The sequence below is a fragment of the Brenneria tiliae genome, from assembly GCF_023347575.1.
Taxonomy (GTDB): Bacteria; Pseudomonadota; Gammaproteobacteria; order Enterobacterales; family Enterobacteriaceae; genus Brenneria; species Brenneria corticis.
Genome location: NZ_JAKPCB010000102.1, coordinates 224,524 through 240,930, shown reverse-complemented (window position 1 = coordinate 240,930; position 16,407 = coordinate 224,524). Strand labels below are relative to the sequence as shown.

The window sequence follows — 16,407 nt, the reverse complement described above, 5'->3', positions numbered from 1 at the left end:
AAAATAGTCGTTCAATGCAGCTTAACGTATTTTAGCCCCACAGCGCCGCTTCTGACGGCTGTATTTTACTGCCGTCATAACCCAGGCCGTTGGTCCGGTCGCGCTGTAATAGCAAAGGACCGTCCAGATCGACCACCTGCGCACCCTGGGCCACGATAAAGGCCGGCGCCATCGACAGCGAGGTGCTCACCATACAGCCGACCATGATCTGCAACCCTCGCTCCTGCGCTTCAGCGCGCAGGCGCAGCGCTTCGGTCAGGCCGCCGCTTTTGTCCAGCTTGATATTGATCATCTCATAGCATCCGGCGATCGCCGCCAGCGAGTGGCTGTCATGGCAGGACTCATCGGCGCAGATCGGGATCGGGTGCGGCAGTTCGGCCAATACGCCGTCTTTCCCGGCGGGCAGCGGCTGTTCGATCATCGCTACGCCCAGGGCGGCCAGTTCCGGCACCAGTTTCAGGTAGAGCTCCGCATCCCAGCCTTCGTTGGCGTCGACGATCAGGCGCGCGGACGGCGCGCCGTTGCGCACCGCGGCCACTCTGGCCAAATCGTCTTTATCCGCCAGTTTCAGCTTGAGCAGCGGGCGGTTGGCGTTTTGCCGCGCGGCCTGTTGCATCTTCTCCGGCGTATCCAGCGACAGGGTATATGCCGTTTCCAGTACGCCCGGCGCCGGCAGATTCAGGCGCTGCCAGATGCGCTGATTGTGCTGTTTGCATTCCAGATCCCAGAAGGCGCAGTCGAGCGCATTACGCGCCGCGCCCGCCGACAGCCGGGTTTGCAGCTGTTCGCGATCCAGACCGTGGCGGATATCGTCATTCAGCGCGGCGATTTGCGCCATCACGCTTTCGATGGATTCGCCGTAGCGCGCGTAGGGAACGCACTCGCCATAGCCGGCAACATCGCCGGAACGGAGCGCGACCACCACCACGTCGGCCTGACTTTTACTGCCGCGCGAAATGGTGAATGTACCCTGTAGCGGCCAGCTTTCATGGAAAAGTTCGAGTTCGATCATAGACTGGCCAATTGGTCGACGATGCGTCCTACGCCCTGGCGGAACGGATCCACCACCGGCAAGCCGAATTTTTTCTCCAGGTCGGCCATCAGCTGTAATGCGTCCGCTTCGCTGAGCGCCGCCGTATTGACGGAGATGCCGACAAAACGCGCTTTAGGATTCGTGAGATGGGCGGCCGATAAATTCAAGGCCATACAATCGGCGATATCGGGAATGGGGTAGTCGACGCCGCGGAGGGTTTTACGGGTCGGCTCGTGACACAGCACCAGCGCATCGGGCTGCGCGCCGTGAATAATCCCGATGGTTACGCCGGCGAAGGAGGGGTGAAACAGCGAACCCTGGCCTTCGATAACGTCCCAGTGATCTTCATCATTCGCCGGAGCGATGGTTTCAACGGCGCCGGCGATAAAGTCGGATACCACGGCATCGATACTGACGCCCGAGCCGCTAATCAGGATGCCGGTTTGGCCGGTAGCCCGGAAGGTCGCTTTGCCGCCGCGCGATAAAATTTCTTTTTCGATTGCCAGCGCGGTGTACATTTTTCCGCAGGAGCAGTCGGTGCCGACGGGCAGCAGGCGTTTACCGGCGCGTTTGCGTCCGTTGGCGACCGGGAAGGTTTGCGACGGATGACGCACATCGAACAGGGAACGACCCAGTTTCGCGGCCAGTTCGCGGAGTTCCGCCACGTCGGCCAGGCGGTTATGCAGGCCGGCGGCCAGATCCATACCGCTTTCCAGCGCTTCGCTCAGTACGGCGATCCATTGTTGTGAAATAATCCCGCCGCGGTTGGCGACGCCGATGACCAGCGTTTGCGCGCCCGCCGCGCGGGCGGCGCTGATATCCATATCGGGTAAATTACAATCGGCGTGACAGCCATCCATACGATATTGGCCGACGCAATATTCCGGGTGCCATTGCTTAATCCCGATAGCAACCTTTGCTGCCAGCTGATCGTGCGCGTCACCAAGGAATAATAAATAAGGTTTTCTGATATCCATTATTCATCCTCATAAGTACCAGAACATAAGTCATTATAAAACGTTAGCGGAAAAGTTTTATTGGGCGGAAACAGGATCTTGCTGATTGATAATAACCGTGGGTGGATAATTGTCAATAACAACCATTATTAAGTGATAACGGCTGATTTTTTGCCTTTTTCATGAAATTAAATGCAGTTTTTTGCTTTTTTTGTGATATTAAATTTTGTCTTGGGGTTTTATTTCCCAATGTTGTGGTTTTTTATAAAAACCAAAAACATTTTCGCGAGAAGAAATATTTTAGTGGTTTGATATTATTGTGTTTTTTGTTTTTCGTCATTTGCGTACTGATGCGCTAATTTGGTGAGTTGATTTATAATGGGGCCCCAAAATAAAGCATTGGGCTTTTTTTAAATTACTAATATCAATAATTATGATGTTTTTACGCTTTGTCAGAAAAATAATTAATATCCTGTCTTTAAATATATAAGTGTAATGACGCGACAGGACAAGCACCGCCGGTAATTTGGTACCCGGTTGCCGACCGTGTGGTTAAACACGGCCGTCCGGGGATATCAGTTACGCCGCGCGGTATAACCCGCCGCGACATTATCGGGCGCGCAATCCACCACCGTTTGATCGTCAGGGTCGCAATCTTCAACAAAGGTCAAGGCAGCGAATTCGTCGATGACCAGTTTCGGATAGGTGGGGCCGGCGTCGCGGTATTGACGCATCAGATCCAGATGGTCGTTCTGGAAACAAACCGTTCTTTCCGGGTGTTGGGCAATCCATTGCGGAAAGAAAATTACGCCGTGTATCAACCGCTCGGCAAAGTTGATGGCAACGCTGACGGCGGTGCCGGTTGGTTCATCCCAGGAAATTTTACACACTTCGTCGGCCAGCCTGACGAGATGGACTTCCTGATCCCGTACCCAGCGCCCGCCCACCATGCCGCTGTGAATGCGGTAATCAATGGTGCGGGCGTTTTTGATATACATCTCATACTGCCAGCCGTTATCGTAGGTGTAGATAAGGTGTTTGCCAATAAAACGGGTCAGGGTTTCAGGCTTGGTGGATTCGAAAGCATCACTCATATTAAACGTCCTCTTATGTTGATTAAGGAATGAACCACAGCGTACTCCGCTACTAATTAGAGGAATATCAGAGTATTTAGGCGTTAATAACCATAGCAGCCAGACTAATATCCGTGTCTGTGGCTCGAAGGCAGGCGGATTGACGCCGGCCGGTATGGCATCCCCCCGCGATGGCAGGGGAACCTGTGGCTTTGCCGGATTAGCCGTTGCCCATCGCATTGAGCTGCTCATCCACAAACGCCCGGACCTCGTCGCCGTAGGGCGCGCGCATCGGGAGATTGGAATGGCCTGCCGCGCTCTGGATAAATATCGGGCGGGCATGGCTAAAGCGTTTGAAACCTTCTATGCCGTGATAGGCGCCGGTTCCCGACGCGCCGACGCCGCCGAAGGGAATATCATGGACCAGAACATGGGATAGGGCGTCGTTGATCACCAGCGCGCCGGAGAGGGTATGGTTGCGCAGCCGGTCGATTTCCGCCTGGTCGTGACCGAAGTAATAGGCGGCCAGCGGGCGCGGCCGGCGATTGACGGCGTCAATGCATTCGTCGTAGCTGGAATAGCCTTGTACCGGCAGCACCGGGCCGAAGATCTCTTCCTGCATCGCGCGCGCCGTATCGGGAACGTTGACCAGCAGCGTGGGCGCTATTTTATGTAATGCCTCGCTGTCCAGGTTTTCACTGGCCGGATTAAGCTCGAAAACCTCCGCGCCCAGGTCGGCCGCTTCCTCGATAAGCCCGTGCAGCCGGTTGAACGCTTTCGCGTTGATGATGGCGGTGTAATCCGGGTTGTCTTTGAGCGTCGGATAGGATGAGGCGATAAACGCCTGCGCGTATGCGATGAATTCGCCGAGTTTATGCCGCGGCGCCAGGACGTAATCCGGTGAAATACAGATCTGGCCGGCATTAAAGGTTTTCGCCGTCAGAATTCGTTCGACGGCCTGACGCAGATCGCTGCTTTCAGAGATGATGACCGGCGATTTGCCGCCCAGTTCCAGCGTAACCGGCGTGAGATTCTCAGCCGCGGCGGCCATAATCTGCCTGCCGGTCGCGGTGCTGCCGGTAAATACCAGATGATCGAACGGCTGCGCGGAGAAAAAGGTGCCGGCGTTGTGACCCTGCACCGTCGAGATCTCTTCCGGGGAAAAGTGTTCGGCGATAAGCCGGCACAGCAAACCGGAGCCGTTCGGCGTGGTGCTGGACGGCTTGAGCACCGCAATGTTTCCCGCGGCGATAACGTCCGCCAGCGGCCCAAAGGTCAGAACCAGCGGGAAATTCCACGGACTGATAATGCCGATGACGCCCAGCGGGCGATAGTCGATAGAGACCTGGGTATCTGGAAACGGCGATCTGCGGGTTTCGCTCTCCACCCAGGCGGATAAATGGTCGTGGGCGTGTTGCAGCGCGGCGACCGAGCCCAGAATATCGGAAATCAGGGTATTAACCGGGCTTCTGAAACCAAAGTCCTTGCTGTAAGCCGCCGCGAAATCTTCTTTGTTCTCCTTTAGCAGGCGAATGGCGCGCAGCAGGCGGTTCTGCCGTTGCTCGGCGGAGGGCGGCGAACTGCTGAGATGATGCTTTTTAAGCGACGTCAGTAACCGGGTGAAATCCTCATAAGATGCCGGATGGTTATTGACGATAAGCGCCGCCGGTGATGTTTGATTTGCCATAATGATCGTCTCTTATCAATGAGTTAGGGTTATTCGCAATAATAAAGGAACCGGTTTGTCCGGCGTCTGTTTAGCCAACCTGTTTCTCTATCGTCACAACAATGCGGAAGCGGGCTTCGTTGCGCATCATTTTCGCATATCCTTCCGCCGCCTGTTCCAGGCTTATCGTCTCGATTTTTGCGCGGATATTTTGCAGCAGGCTGAAGTTGAGCATGGTTTCGGATTCGCTTGGCGAACCGGTGACTACGCCTTTAACCGAACGTTCGCCGGCTAACAGATCGCCCACATTGATGCTGACGGGCTCGCTCCCTACGCCGACGATAACCAGGCTGCCGTGAGGATTCAGGCCGCGCAGCAGCGGCCCGAACGTGACCGGGTTCGACGCCGTGGCGATTATCACCTCTGCGCCGCCTAAAGCGATAAGCGCCTGCGCGGGATCGTCGACCTGACTATCGATATAGTGATGCGCGCCAAGTTCGAGGGCTAGCCGCTGTTTTTCGCCGCCGCGGGCAATGGCGATGGTGCGTAGGCCCATGCCGCGCGCATATTGGATGCCAAGATGACCCAGACCGCCGATCCCCTGAATCACCGCGGTCTGACCCGCTTTCACGCCCGACTTGCGCAGCGCGTTGAAGGTGGTGATGCCCGCGCACAGCAGCGGGGCCGCGCTGACCGAATCCAGATCGTCGGGAATGGCGATAAGACCGTACTGGTTGGCGAGCATGGCTTCGGCGTATCCGCCGTCGCGATGCACGCCGGTTACCTGCTGATTGGCGCAGTTGATAAAGTCGCCGTTGCGGCAGGGATCGCACTGGCCGCAGCGGCCGGCGAGATAGCCGACGCCCACGCGCTGACCGACGCGCCAGCGTGGGTCGATGCCTTCTCCGCATTGCGTAATCCGGCCGATGACCTCATGCCCCGGCACGCGGGGGTAGGTTAAGCCGGCAAAACCATAATCCACCGTAAAGGCGTCGGTGTGGCAGATGCCGCAGGCTTCGATGGCGAGCAATACCTCTCCGGCGCCCGGGGTCGGCAGCGGGCGTTCGACCAGTTCAAGTGCGCCGTTGCCTGTTGCCTGTACTGCACGATACTTAGCGTTCATAGGCTGTGATCCTTCTTTGATCTTGTGGCGGGGGTTGCATGATTTGCTTCCGTGTTCGAAATAAAATGCGGATAACGGGATAAATGAATCCGCGGGTTAGTCGTGGTAACCAAAAGGAGATCTGATAATGCCAATGCCACAAACAACGCTTGAACAATGGGCGGTACTGCGCACCGTGGTCGAATCCGGCAGTTTCGCCAGGGCGGCGGAACAGCTCAACCGCAGCCAATCTTCGGTTAGCTATGTGGTTAACCGTTTGCAGGAGCGGCTGGGGGTGGCGCTGTTGCAGATTGACGGCCGCAAGGCGCGGCTGACCGAGGCCGGGCGCACGTTGCTGGCGGACGCCACGCCGCTGATTGAGGATATGGTCCTGCTGGAGGTGCGCGGACGTTCGCTGCTGGCGGGGCACGAAGCGCAGGTGCTGCTGCTGGTGGACTGCATTTTCCCGCGTCCGTTGCTGTTTAAGGCGCTGACCGCCTTTCAGCAACACTATCCGACGGTGCAGATAGAGCTGCGGGAACTGGTGCGTCAGGCGGCGCCCGATCCGGCGACGCTGGCTTACGATCTGGCCATCAGTATGTGGGATATCACCAGCCGCAATGCCCGAAAAATGTTTGACGTCGAGCTGGTTGCCGTCGCCCATCACGGCCATGCGCTGCATCAGCGGGGGACCAGACTGACGCAGGCTACGCTGTCGCGTTACCCGGTGGTGTCCATTCAACATCACGATAGCAACCCGGCCATGCTTCACGCCTCGTCGATGACCAGCCGGCAGTGGCGGGTAAATACGGTGGAAGCGGCCATCAGCGCGGTAAACAGCGGTTTGTGTTATGGCTGGCTGCCTCGCCATTTGATTGCAACCGAACTGGAGGAGGGGCGTCTGGTGGTGTTGCCGCTGCTTAACGGCGCTTCGCGCCAGATCCCGCTGTGCCTGAGCTATCCCAGTCGGGATCGCGTCGGTATCGCCACCCAGGCGCTGGCCGAACTGCTGCTGGCAGGCAGCGAGTAACGCGGTACCGACGACGGACGGCGTGCTTGCCGACCCGTGCCGAAGCGGCGACGGCATGGCGTAATCGGTGGATTGGGAGAAGTCTGTCATCTCATTTACCCGCTGCGGTGTAGGGTGAAAAACATCCTATTCCGCCGGTAAAGAGATTAAAAACGGAAATTTTAGCCATCAATACATCGAAAAATCAGATTAATTAACATAAAAGAAGCGTGATTGTCGCCTGGGGTTAACGCTAAGTAACATATTATCGGCGGCAGGAGAAACGGCGGGGAAGGGGGAAAATAGGAGCAAAAACCGTTGATTACACGCAACTGGGCATTCTGGCGAAAATGCGTGAACGGTCATCGTTACGCGGTTGCAGCTCGCGGCGTCAATAAGCGCTGAACGGGGCGGGGCAGCCTCTTATCGGCCTCCGGCTGATATCGTAAAATGTGACGGAGTTATCTGTATATCCGCACCGGAAAAATTTTATCGGGCGCCGCTCGACAGATTATCCGATCTGGGATAGCTTAATTGCGGGCTCGCAAGTCGTGCCCAGCGTCGCTCGGACGGTCCGGGCGCTCACGTTACCTTGAGGATATTATGGCTGATTCCCATTCTCCGCGCCGTTTTACGCGCATCGATCGTCTTCCCCCTTATGTATTCAATATTACCTCCGAGTTGAAAATGGCTGCCCGCCGGCGCGGCGAGGACATTATCGATTTCAGTATGGGCAACCCCGACGGCCCGACGCCGCCGCATATCGTTGAAAAACTGTGTACCGTCGCCCAGCGCGAGGATACCCACGGCTACTCAACGTCCAGAGGGATCCCGCGTCTGCGCCGGGCGATTTCGCGCTGGTATGCCGAGCGCTATCAGGTGGAGATCGACCCAGAAAGCGAAGCCATCGTCACCATCGGTTCCAAAGAGGGGCTGGCGCATCTGATGCTGGCGACGCTGGATCACGGCGATACCGTGCTGGTGCCGAACCCAAGCTACCCGATTCATATTTATGGCGCGGTGATTGCCGGGGCGCAGGTTCGTTCTGTGCCGCTGGTTGACGGCGTGGATTTCTTCAACGAGCTGGAACGGGCGATCCGCGAAAGTATCCCTACACCGAAGATGATGATCCTGGGTTTTCCGTCCAACCCGACGGCGCAGTGCGTCGAGCTGGATTTCTTCGAGCGGGTTGTCGCGTTGGCGAAACAGTACGGCGTGCTGGTGGTTCACGATCTGGCCTACGCCGATATCGTCTATGACGGCTGGAAAGCGCCGTCGATTATGCAGGTGCCCGGCGCCAAGGATATTGCGGTCGAGTTTTTCACCCTGTCGAAAAGCTACAATATGGCCGGCTGGCGCATCGGTTTTATGGTGGGAAATCCGGAACTGGTCAACGCGCTGGCGCGCATCAAAAGTTATCACGATTACGGCACCTTTACCCCGCTTCAGGTGGCGGCGATAGCGGCGCTGGAAGGCGACCAGCAGTGCGTGCTGGATATCGCCGAGCAGTATCGCCAGCGGCGCAATGTGCTGGTGCGCGGCCTGCATGAAGCCGGCTGGATGGTGGACGAGCCAAAAGCCTCAATGTATGTCTGGGCGAAAATTCCGCAGGCTTACGCGCATTTAGGCTCGCTGGAGTTCGCCAAGCGTCTGTTGTCCGATGCGAAGGTATGCGTATCGCCGGGGATCGGGTTCGGCGACTATGGCGATACGCATGTGCGTTTCGCGCTGATTGAAAATCAGGATCGTATCCGCCAGGCCGTGCGCGGCATCAAGGCGATGTTCCGGGCTGACGGGATATTGCCGCCGTCGGGTAAAGTTCCCTTAGGGAAGGCTGCATCGGTCTGATAGACGGGCTCTCCGGTCGTTCCGGCCGGAGAGTGCCGTGGTTAATAACGTTTATCGGTGAGCCGTCGCCATTTATCCCTTAATGCCGCCGGAGGTCAGACCGTTGACCAGCCAGCGCTGCGCCAACAGAAATACGACCGTGATCGGAATGGCGGAGAGCACCGCCGCCGCCGCGAAGTCGCCCCACAGGTAATTTTGCGGGTTGAGATATTGCTGCATGCCGACCGCGAGGGTATAGCTGTTGACGTCGCGCAGCAGCAATGAGGCTATCGGCACTTCAGTAACCGCGGCGATAAATGACAAAATGAACACCACCGCCAGAATCGGCACCGACAGCGGCAGCAACACCAGGCGAAACGCTTGCCACGGCGTGGCGCCGTCCAGAGCCGCCGCTTCCTCCAATGAACCGTCGATGGTTTCGAAATAGCCTTTAATCGTCCAGACGTGCAGCGCGATGCCGCCCAGATAAGCGAAAATCACGCCGCCGTGGGTATTCAGACCGATAAAGGGCACATACTGCCCCAGACGATCAAACAGAACGTATAACGCCACCAGCGACAGAACGGCCGGAAACATCTGGAAAATCAGCATACTTTTCAGCAGCGTGGCCTTGCCGGGGAAGCGCATCCGGGCGAACGCGTAAGCGCACGTGGTGGAGAGCGACACGATGCCCATGGCGGTAACGGCGGCGATTTTCACCGAATTCCACAGCCATAGCAGCACCGGGAACGGCGGCGGAATGATTCGCCCATCCTCCTGTTGCACGCTGAACCCCAGCGCGAGCCGCCAGTGTTCCCAGGAAACCTGTTCCGGGATCAGGCTGCCGGTGGCGAAATTGCCGGCGCGCAGCGATATGGCGATCACCATTAATAGCGGGAACATAATGGCGGCGACAAACAGCAGCAACAGCAGGTGCGTGATGAACAGCCGCAGCTTTTGCGATTTGGGTTGAACCATTGCCATGGGTTGCGCTCCTTAATCAAACTTCATGCGAGTGGCTTTTAGATTAATAATCGCTATTGCGCCCACCAGCAGGAAGATCAGCGTGGCGATGGCGGCGGCCAGACCGAAGTCCTGGCCTCCGCCGCCTTCAAATGCAATGCGATAGGTGTAGCTGACCAGCAGGTCGGTGTAACCGGCCGGCGTGGTGGTGCCCAGACGGTCGGGGCCGCCGTTGGTCAACAGCTGAATCAGCACGAAGTTGTTAAAATTGAAAGCGAAACTGGCGATCATCAACGGCGTCAGCGGCTTGATTAACAGCGGAAAGGTGATACGGAAGAAGTTCTGCAAGGGACCGGCGCCGTCCATCGCCGAGGCTTCGTACAGATCGTCCGGAATGGCTTTTAACAACCCCATACAGAGGATCATCATATACGGATAGCCCAGCCAGGTGTTGACGATCAGAATCATCGCTCTGGCGGTGGTCGGGTCGCTGAACCAGGACGGACTGATGCCGAACAGCGCGTTGAGCATCATGTTGATTTCGCCAAAGCTCTGATTGAATAACCCTTTAAAGATCAATATAGAAATAAATGAAGGCACGGCGTAGGGCAAAATCAGCAGCACGCGATAAATGGCTTTGCCTTTCAGCGCATCCCACTGCACCAGACAGGCCAGCACCATGCCGACCGCCACCGTCAGGATCACGGTCAGCACGGAAAAGATCACCGTCCAGATAAAGATAGCGAAAAACGGTTTGCGGATCCCCTCATCGGTAAATACGCGTACAAAATTATCCCAACCGACGGTGACGCTATAGCCGGGACTGAGACGCTCCTCTCCCCAATGTCCATCGGCGGTCGCCGCCTGATAAAAACCGATCTCGTCATTCGGGCGATAGGTCGCGCCGCTCTGATTATTCGTCAGCGTACCGTCATCGCTCAGAGTATAGAGCGGGCGCGTGCCGGAAAACTGGCGCAGGGAACTCATCACCAGCTGCGTATGGTCCGGCAGTTCGGCGGTAAGCCTGCTTAACGCCTGGCGGTTTTGCGTGATAACGCGCAACGCGGCGCGTTCGCCGTCCGGTAGCGTATCCGCCGGCGCCATGATGAGATGCCGCTCTACGCCCAGGCTGAATGGCGGCGAGAGAAAATGTCGGCCGCTCGTGCCGTCGGTCAGCGCCAGCCGCCAGCGGTCGTCGATCGGGTAAAGACCGAAATTAAATGTATTGCCGGTCTGATACTGCCTGTCCAGCAACACCTGCTGAGCGCGTTCGTAGTTGAGTTGATTGGTGCTGCTGTAGTTGGTAAACGCGATAGTGATGGTATAGATGAGCGGGAAAAGCACAAATAGTCCCATTCCCGCCATGCCCGGATAAACATAGCGCCAGGCATAGGCATGGCGGTTGGTGAAAATGTACGAGCCAATGCCGCTCAGGAGCAGCGTTATGATGGCGAACAGATATTCCCCCCGGACGTACATCAATACGACAAGGTAGCCGACCAGTGCTCCCAGCAGCGAAAGGATGACCCATTTCAATCCTTCGCTTTGCCACCAGCGACGCTTCTTTATCACATCCATAGGGGTGATTCCTCATACAACCAATACCGCTCTCCCTCTCCGGCGAGGAGAGGGAAGCACAGGGGATATTATTTGGCGATACGGCTATGCGCATCTTGCAATGCCGCATCAACGGACTGGCGTCCGCTTAGCGTGTTGAGTACCGCGGTACGCATGGCATACCAGAAAGCGGACATTTGCGGAATATTCGGCATGATCTCGCCGTTCTGGGCGTTGGCCATCGTGGCGGCGATGCGCGGATCTTTCTCCAGTTTCTCCTGGAAGGATTTCAGCGCGACGGCGCCCAATGGCTTATCCTGATTCACGCTATCCAACCCCTCGTCGGTGATCAGATAGTTCTCCAGAAATTCTTTGGCGAGTTCTTTGTTCGGGCTGGCGGCGTTGATGCCGGCGCTCAGTACGCCAACAAATGCTTTGGAGGGGTTACCCTTGAAGGTAGGCAACAGCGTAACGCCATAGTCGATCTTGCTATTATTGATGTTGGACCAGGACCAGGGGCCGTTGATCGTCATGGCGACGTCGCCTTTGTTGAAGGCCGCTTCCGCGACGGAGTAGTCGGCATCGGCGCTGATATGTTTGTTTTTCACCAGATCGATCAAGAAGCCAAGCCCCGCTTTGGCGCCGGCGTTGTTGACGCCGACATTTTTCACATCGTATTTGCCGGCGGCGAGTTTAAAGGCATAACCTCCGTCCGCGGCGATTAACGGCCAGGTGAAGTAGGGTTCTTGCAGGTTGAACATCAGGGCGCGTTTGCCTTGCGCTTTTAACGTGTTATCCAACGCGGGAATTTCTTCCCAGGTTTTGGGCGGTTCGGGGAGCAGGTTTTTATTGTAAATCAGCGACAATGCCTCTACCGAGATCGGATAGGCGATCAGCTTGCCGTTGTAACGCACCGCGTCCCAGGTGAACGGATAGAGTTTATCCTGAAAAGCCCGTTCGGGCGTGATTTCCGCCAGCAGGCCGGATTGGGCGTAGCCGCCGAAACGGTCGTGCGCCCAGAAAATGATGTCCGGACCGTCGCCGGTGGCCGCTACCTGCGGGTATTTTTCTTCTAATTTGTCCGGGTGCTCTACGGTGACTTTAATACCGGTTTCCTGTTCGAATCTTTTGCCCACTTCAGCCAGGCCGTTATAGCCTTTATCACCGTTAATCCAGATAATCAGCTTACCTTCTTCAATTTTGGCCAACGTTGAAGCGGAAAACATCATGGTGCTCAGTGCGGATAACGCGATGATGCCCGCGCCTGTTGTTAGTTTCATAGGTTGTTCCGTCCTTTTCGTGATGAGCCATGGGTACAGATATAAAGTCAAAACGCTTTATAGCGAGCAGTCTGCGCATTTGGCCGGCGCGCGGCATCCTCCCCGGCTCTACGCCCGCCCTGGGCTGAATGTGATTCATTTCTCATAATTGCTGATTTTGCGGCGCAGAGCACGTAAAGCCCCCCGGATTTTGCCGCCAGGATCACGAAATTTCCTCTCGTATGCGCCGTACTTACGGTCGAATCCTTTACTCCGTCCTCCCGTCTTCTCCCCTGTAAAAAGTCAAACGCCGGAGGATTTGAGCCTCCCGCAGATCCGGTATAACCGGAGCCATCCTGATTCTTCCGCCGTTTGGCGGGCTGTATGGCAGTAAATAGGGAGAAGTGATGGCGAACGTACAACTGCGTAATGTGACGAAAGCCTGGGGCGACGTGGTGGTGGCAAAGTCGATTGATCTCGAGATCAAGGACGGGGAATTCGTGGTGTTCGTCGGGCCGTCAGGCTGCGGTAAATCAACGCTGCTGCGCATGATTGCCGGATTGGAAACCATTACCAGCGGCGATTTACTGATTGGCGGTAAACGAATGAACGATATCCCGCCGGCGGAACGCGGCGTGGGGATGGTGTTTCAATCCTATGCGCTTTATCCGCATCTGTCGGTTGCGGATAACATGTCGTTCGGCCTGAAACTGGCGGGCGTCAAAAAAGAGCAGATTAACCAGCGGGTGACGCAGGTGGCGGAGATGTTGCAACTGGCGCATCTGTCGGCGCGTTTGCCTAAAGCATTATCCGGCGGACAGCGCCAGCGGGTGGCGATCGGCCGCACGCTGGTGGCGGAGCCGCGCGTGTTTCTGCTAGACGAACCGCTCTCTAACCTGGATGCCGCACTGCGTGTGCAGATGCGCATCGAAATCTCCCGCCTGCACAAGCGCTTGCAACGCACCATGATTTACGTCACCCACGATCAGGTGGAAGCGATGACGCTGGCCGACAAAATCGTGGTGTTGAACGCCGGCCGCGTCGCGCAGGTAGGCAAACCGCTGGAGCTTTATCACTACCCGATTGACCGCTTTGTCGCGGGGTTTATCGGCTCGCCAAAGATGAACTTCCTGCCGGTTAAAGTCATCGCCACGGCCATTGATCAGGTGCAGGTGGCGTTGCCGAATCATCAGCCGATCTGGCTGCCGGTGGACAGCCACGGCGTCCAGGCGGGTTCCAATATGTCGCTCGGCATCCGGCCGGAGCACCTGCTGCCGGGTGATGTCGCCGACGTTACCCTTCAGGGCGAAGTGCAGGTGGTGGAACAACTCGGCCACGAAACCCAGATTCACATTCAAATCCCCGCCATACGTCAAAACCTGGTTTATCGCCAGAACGACGTGGTATTGGCAAAGGAAGGCGCCACATTCGCCATCGGTCTGCAACCCGAACGCTGCCATCTGTTCCGTGAGGACGGCAGCGCTTGTCGCCGGTTGCATCAGGAGTCTGGCGTTTAGGCGCACAACATAAAAAACAGCATCTTCAGGAGAAGAAAATAATGATAACTCTGCGCAAATTACCTATTACAGCGGCTGTGGCGGCGGGAGTGATATCGGCCCAGGCACTGGCCGTGGACTTTACCGGTTACGCCCGTTCCGGCATCGGTTGGACCGGCAGCGGCGGCGAGCAGCAATGTTTTCAGGCAACCGGCGCTCAAAGCAAATACCGTTTGGGCAATGAGTGTGAGACTTATGCGGAGCTGAAATTAGGCCAGGAAGTGTGGAAAGAAGGCGACAAGAGCTTCTATCTCGATACCAACGTGGCGTATTCGGTGGCGCAGGCGGATGACTGGGAGTCGATCTCTCCCGCGTTTCGCGAAATGAACGTACAAGGGATCAATCTGATCGACAGTTTGCCAGGCGCGACAATCTGGGCGGGCAAACGCTTCTACCAGCGTCATGACGTCCACATGATCGACTTCTACTACTGGGATATTTCCGGCCCGGGAGCGGGGATTGAAAATATCGATCTGGGCTTCGGCAAACTGTCGCTGGCGGCGACGCGTAATACGGAAAGCGGCGGTTCCGTGGGGTGGATTCGCGGGGAGCGCGATGAGATCGCCACATCGAACGATGTGTTCGATGTGCGTCTGTCGGGGCTGGAAACCAATCCCGGCGGCGTGCTGGAACTTGGCGTGAACTATGGGCGCGCCAATGCCCGCGACGGCTATTCGCTGGACAAAGACGCGTCGAAAGACGGCGTAATGCTGACGGCGGAACACGTGCAGGGCATGCTGGGCGGGTTCAATAAATTTGTCGTTCAGTATGCCACCGACTCGATGACCTCATGGAATGTCGGGCACAGCGAGGGCGCCAGCATCAACAATAACGGCAGCATGCTGCGTATTCTCGATCACGGCGCGATCCAGATGGGCGAAGACTGGGAAATGATGTATGTCGCCATGTATCAGGACACCGATCTGGACAACCAAAACGGCTCGACCTGGTATACCGTCGGCGTGCGGCCGATGTACAAATGGACGCCCATTATGAGCACCCTGCTGGAGGTGGGCTACGATAATGTGAAGTCGCAGCGCACCGGCGATCGCAATAACCAATACAAGGTAACGCTGGCGCAGCAGTGGCAGGCGGGCAGCAGCATTTGGTCGCGCCCGGCTATTCGCGTGTTCGCCACCTATGCCAATTGGGACGAAAAATGGGGAACCGATGGCGGAATCGCCTACCGCGATACGGCAACGACCACTTATAGCCGCGGCGACGACGACGAAGTAACGTTCGGCGTACAGTTTGAAGCCTGGTGGTAAAAGGTAAAACGCATCTTGTGCGTTAGCCTTGTCCGGGGACGGCGCGTTCCCGGAAAAGATCTCATCCGTTCAGGCGGCATGTCGTACTCCACATTGAGGTTCTGCTATGAAAACGAAACACGCTTTTGTTGCGATCTGCCTTGGCGCCGCGCTGCTGAGTATGGCGCCGATAAGCCAGGCGGCGGAAGCGCTTGTGCCGCAAGATGTTTCCGCCGCCCCCGCCGTTTCGGCCGCCGCGTTGCGGCAGCTTCAGTGGACGCCGGTGGGGCAGGGAGAAAAAAAGGTTACGCGTCTTGCCGCGGACGGGCAACCTCTGTCAGCCGGGGAGATCGCCGGCCCGGTCGCGGCATATCGCATACCGGCTAGTGTGGGAGATGTGACCGTGACGCTGAGCAGCGATGTCCGTCACCGCCAGGTGTTCGCGCCGAATGTGCTGGTGCTCGACGGGTCTATGACGCCTTCGGCCTTTTTCCCCAGCCGCCATTTCGCCTATCAGGGGCCGGGAGTAATGGCGCTTGATCGGCTGCAAGGCGAACTGAAATTAACGCCGGCGCCGGGGCAGCAGTTTATCTACCTGCTGGTGTTCACTACCCGACAGGATTTGCAGCAAACCACGACGTTGCTCGATCCGGCGAAAGCATACGCGAAAGGAACCGGCAACGCGGTGCCGGATATTGCGGACCCGATTGCCCGGCACACCCCAGAGGGGACGCTGACGCTGGCGGTGAAAACCTCTGCCGATGCCAGCGTGCTGGTCGGGCCGCTGTTCGGATCGTCCCGCCCGGAACCGGTGGTGGTCGGCGGTTCGAAGGCTGCGGGCAACGCCGTTCCGCCGCTTTCGCCGGCGCCGGTGTTGTCCGATACGGAAGACTATTTTAACCAGGCGATCCGGCAGGCGGTCGCCAGGGACGAAATCGATAAGGCGCTGACGCTGTTGAATGAAGCGGAACGTCTGGGGGTATCTTCCGCCCGTAAGGTGTTTATCGACAGCGTGGGCAACAGGAAGTAATGCAAATCGCACGTTGAAAAAATGCAAGGTAAGGTGGCGCGGATTACCTTGCGTATTACCCTCATCATCCGCTCCGGCGGCCTGATACGGCCGCGTTCTCCGGTCGGGAGCCCGTTGTGTCGCGGGCTC

The 16,407-nt window shown here is 57.2% G+C and carries 13 protein-coding genes; 5 read left to right on the top strand and 8 right to left on the bottom strand.

Annotated features, from left to right (window positions below):
* Nucleotides 1-31 precede the first annotated feature (31 nt).
* The 5 genes from dgcA to MFP24_RS19730 all read right to left on the bottom strand — a co-directional run bounded on the left by dgcA (nucleotide 32) and on the right by MFP24_RS19730 (nucleotide 5,851).
* Nucleotides 32-1,012 (bottom strand): N-acetyl-D-Glu racemase DgcA, encoded by a 981-nt coding sequence (dgcA, locus tag MFP24_RS19750; protein ID WP_249231981.1) that lies wholly within the window; start codon nucleotides 1,010-1,012, stop codon nucleotides 32-34.
* Nucleotides 1,009-2,010 carry an N-acetyltransferase DgcN gene (gene dgcN, locus MFP24_RS19745; protein WP_249231980.1) on the bottom strand — a complete coding sequence of 334 codons (1,002 nt, stop codon included), beginning with the start codon at nucleotides 2,008-2,010 and terminating at the stop codon, nucleotides 1,009-1,011. The genes dgcA and dgcN overlap by 4 nt, the downstream gene beginning before the upstream one ends.
* 554 nt (nucleotides 2,011-2,564) lie before the next feature.
* On the bottom strand, nucleotides 2,565-3,083 hold the full coding sequence (locus MFP24_RS19740) for a phenolic acid decarboxylase (protein WP_283164123.1): 519 nt from the start codon (nucleotides 3,081-3,083) through the stop codon (nucleotides 2,565-2,567).
* Between the two features lie 199 nt (nucleotides 3,084-3,282).
* Nucleotides 3,283-4,749, bottom strand: coding sequence for a coniferyl aldehyde dehydrogenase (locus tag MFP24_RS19735; protein WP_249231979.1), 1,467 nt, complete (start codon nucleotides 4,747-4,749; stop codon nucleotides 3,283-3,285).
* Nucleotides 4,750-4,819: 70 nt separating this feature from the next.
* Entirely contained in the window at nucleotides 4,820-5,851 is a 1,032-nt protein-coding gene (locus MFP24_RS19730; protein ID WP_249231978.1) for a zinc-binding dehydrogenase, read from the bottom strand.
* A 127-nt stretch (nucleotides 5,852-5,978) separates the two neighbouring features.
* Here MFP24_RS19730 and MFP24_RS19725 point away from each other — a divergent pair, with 127 nt between their 5' ends.
* Both MFP24_RS19725 and alaC read left to right on the top strand, forming a co-directional pair.
* The gene (locus tag MFP24_RS19725) at nucleotides 5,979-6,860 is read left to right on the top strand and encodes a LysR family transcriptional regulator (RefSeq protein ID WP_249231977.1); all 882 of its coding nucleotides are present in this window, start codon (nucleotides 5,979-5,981) and stop codon (nucleotides 6,858-6,860) included.
* 582 nt (nucleotides 6,861-7,442) lie between these two features.
* Entirely contained in the window at nucleotides 7,443-8,687 is a 1,245-nt protein-coding gene (alaC, locus tag MFP24_RS19720; protein ID WP_249231976.1) for an alanine transaminase, read from the top strand.
* A 72-nt stretch (nucleotides 8,688-8,759) separates the two neighbouring features.
* Here the strand turns inward: alaC and malG are convergent, their stop codons facing one another.
* The 3 genes from malG to malE all read right to left on the bottom strand — a co-directional run bounded on the left by malG (nucleotide 8,760) and on the right by malE (nucleotide 12,466).
* Complete coding sequence (malG, locus tag MFP24_RS19715; protein ID WP_249231975.1) at nucleotides 8,760-9,650, bottom strand: maltose ABC transporter permease MalG; 891 nt, start codon at nucleotides 9,648-9,650, stop codon at nucleotides 8,760-8,762.
* A gap of 12 nt (nucleotides 9,651-9,662) precedes the next feature.
* Nucleotides 9,663-11,207, bottom strand: coding sequence for a maltose ABC transporter permease MalF (gene malF, locus MFP24_RS19710; RefSeq protein ID WP_249231974.1), 1,545 nt, complete (start codon nucleotides 11,205-11,207; stop codon nucleotides 9,663-9,665).
* A gap of 68 nt (nucleotides 11,208-11,275) precedes the next feature.
* Nucleotides 11,276-12,466, bottom strand: a complete 1,191-nt coding sequence (gene malE / locus MFP24_RS19705; RefSeq protein WP_249231973.1) for a maltose/maltodextrin ABC transporter substrate-binding protein MalE — start codon at nucleotides 12,464-12,466, stop codon at nucleotides 11,276-11,278.
* 386 nt (nucleotides 12,467-12,852) lie between these two features.
* On the opposite strand from malE, the gene malK reads away from it, so the two are divergent.
* The 3 genes from malK to malM all read left to right on the top strand — a co-directional run bounded on the left by malK (nucleotide 12,853) and on the right by malM (nucleotide 16,278).
* Nucleotides 12,853-13,962, top strand: coding sequence for a maltose/maltodextrin ABC transporter ATP-binding protein MalK (malK, locus tag MFP24_RS19700; RefSeq protein ID WP_249231972.1), 1,110 nt, complete (start codon nucleotides 12,853-12,855; stop codon nucleotides 13,960-13,962).
* A 41-nt stretch (nucleotides 13,963-14,003) separates the two neighbouring features.
* A complete protein-coding gene (locus MFP24_RS19695; protein WP_249231971.1) occupies nucleotides 14,004-15,269 on the top strand; it encodes a maltoporin in 1,266 nt (421 codons plus the stop codon).
* 106 nt (nucleotides 15,270-15,375) lie between these two features.
* Nucleotides 15,376-16,278 (top strand): maltose operon protein MalM, encoded by a 903-nt coding sequence (malM, locus tag MFP24_RS19690; protein ID WP_249231970.1) that lies wholly within the window; start codon nucleotides 15,376-15,378, stop codon nucleotides 16,276-16,278.
* Nucleotides 16,279-16,407: the final 129 nt, after the last annotated feature.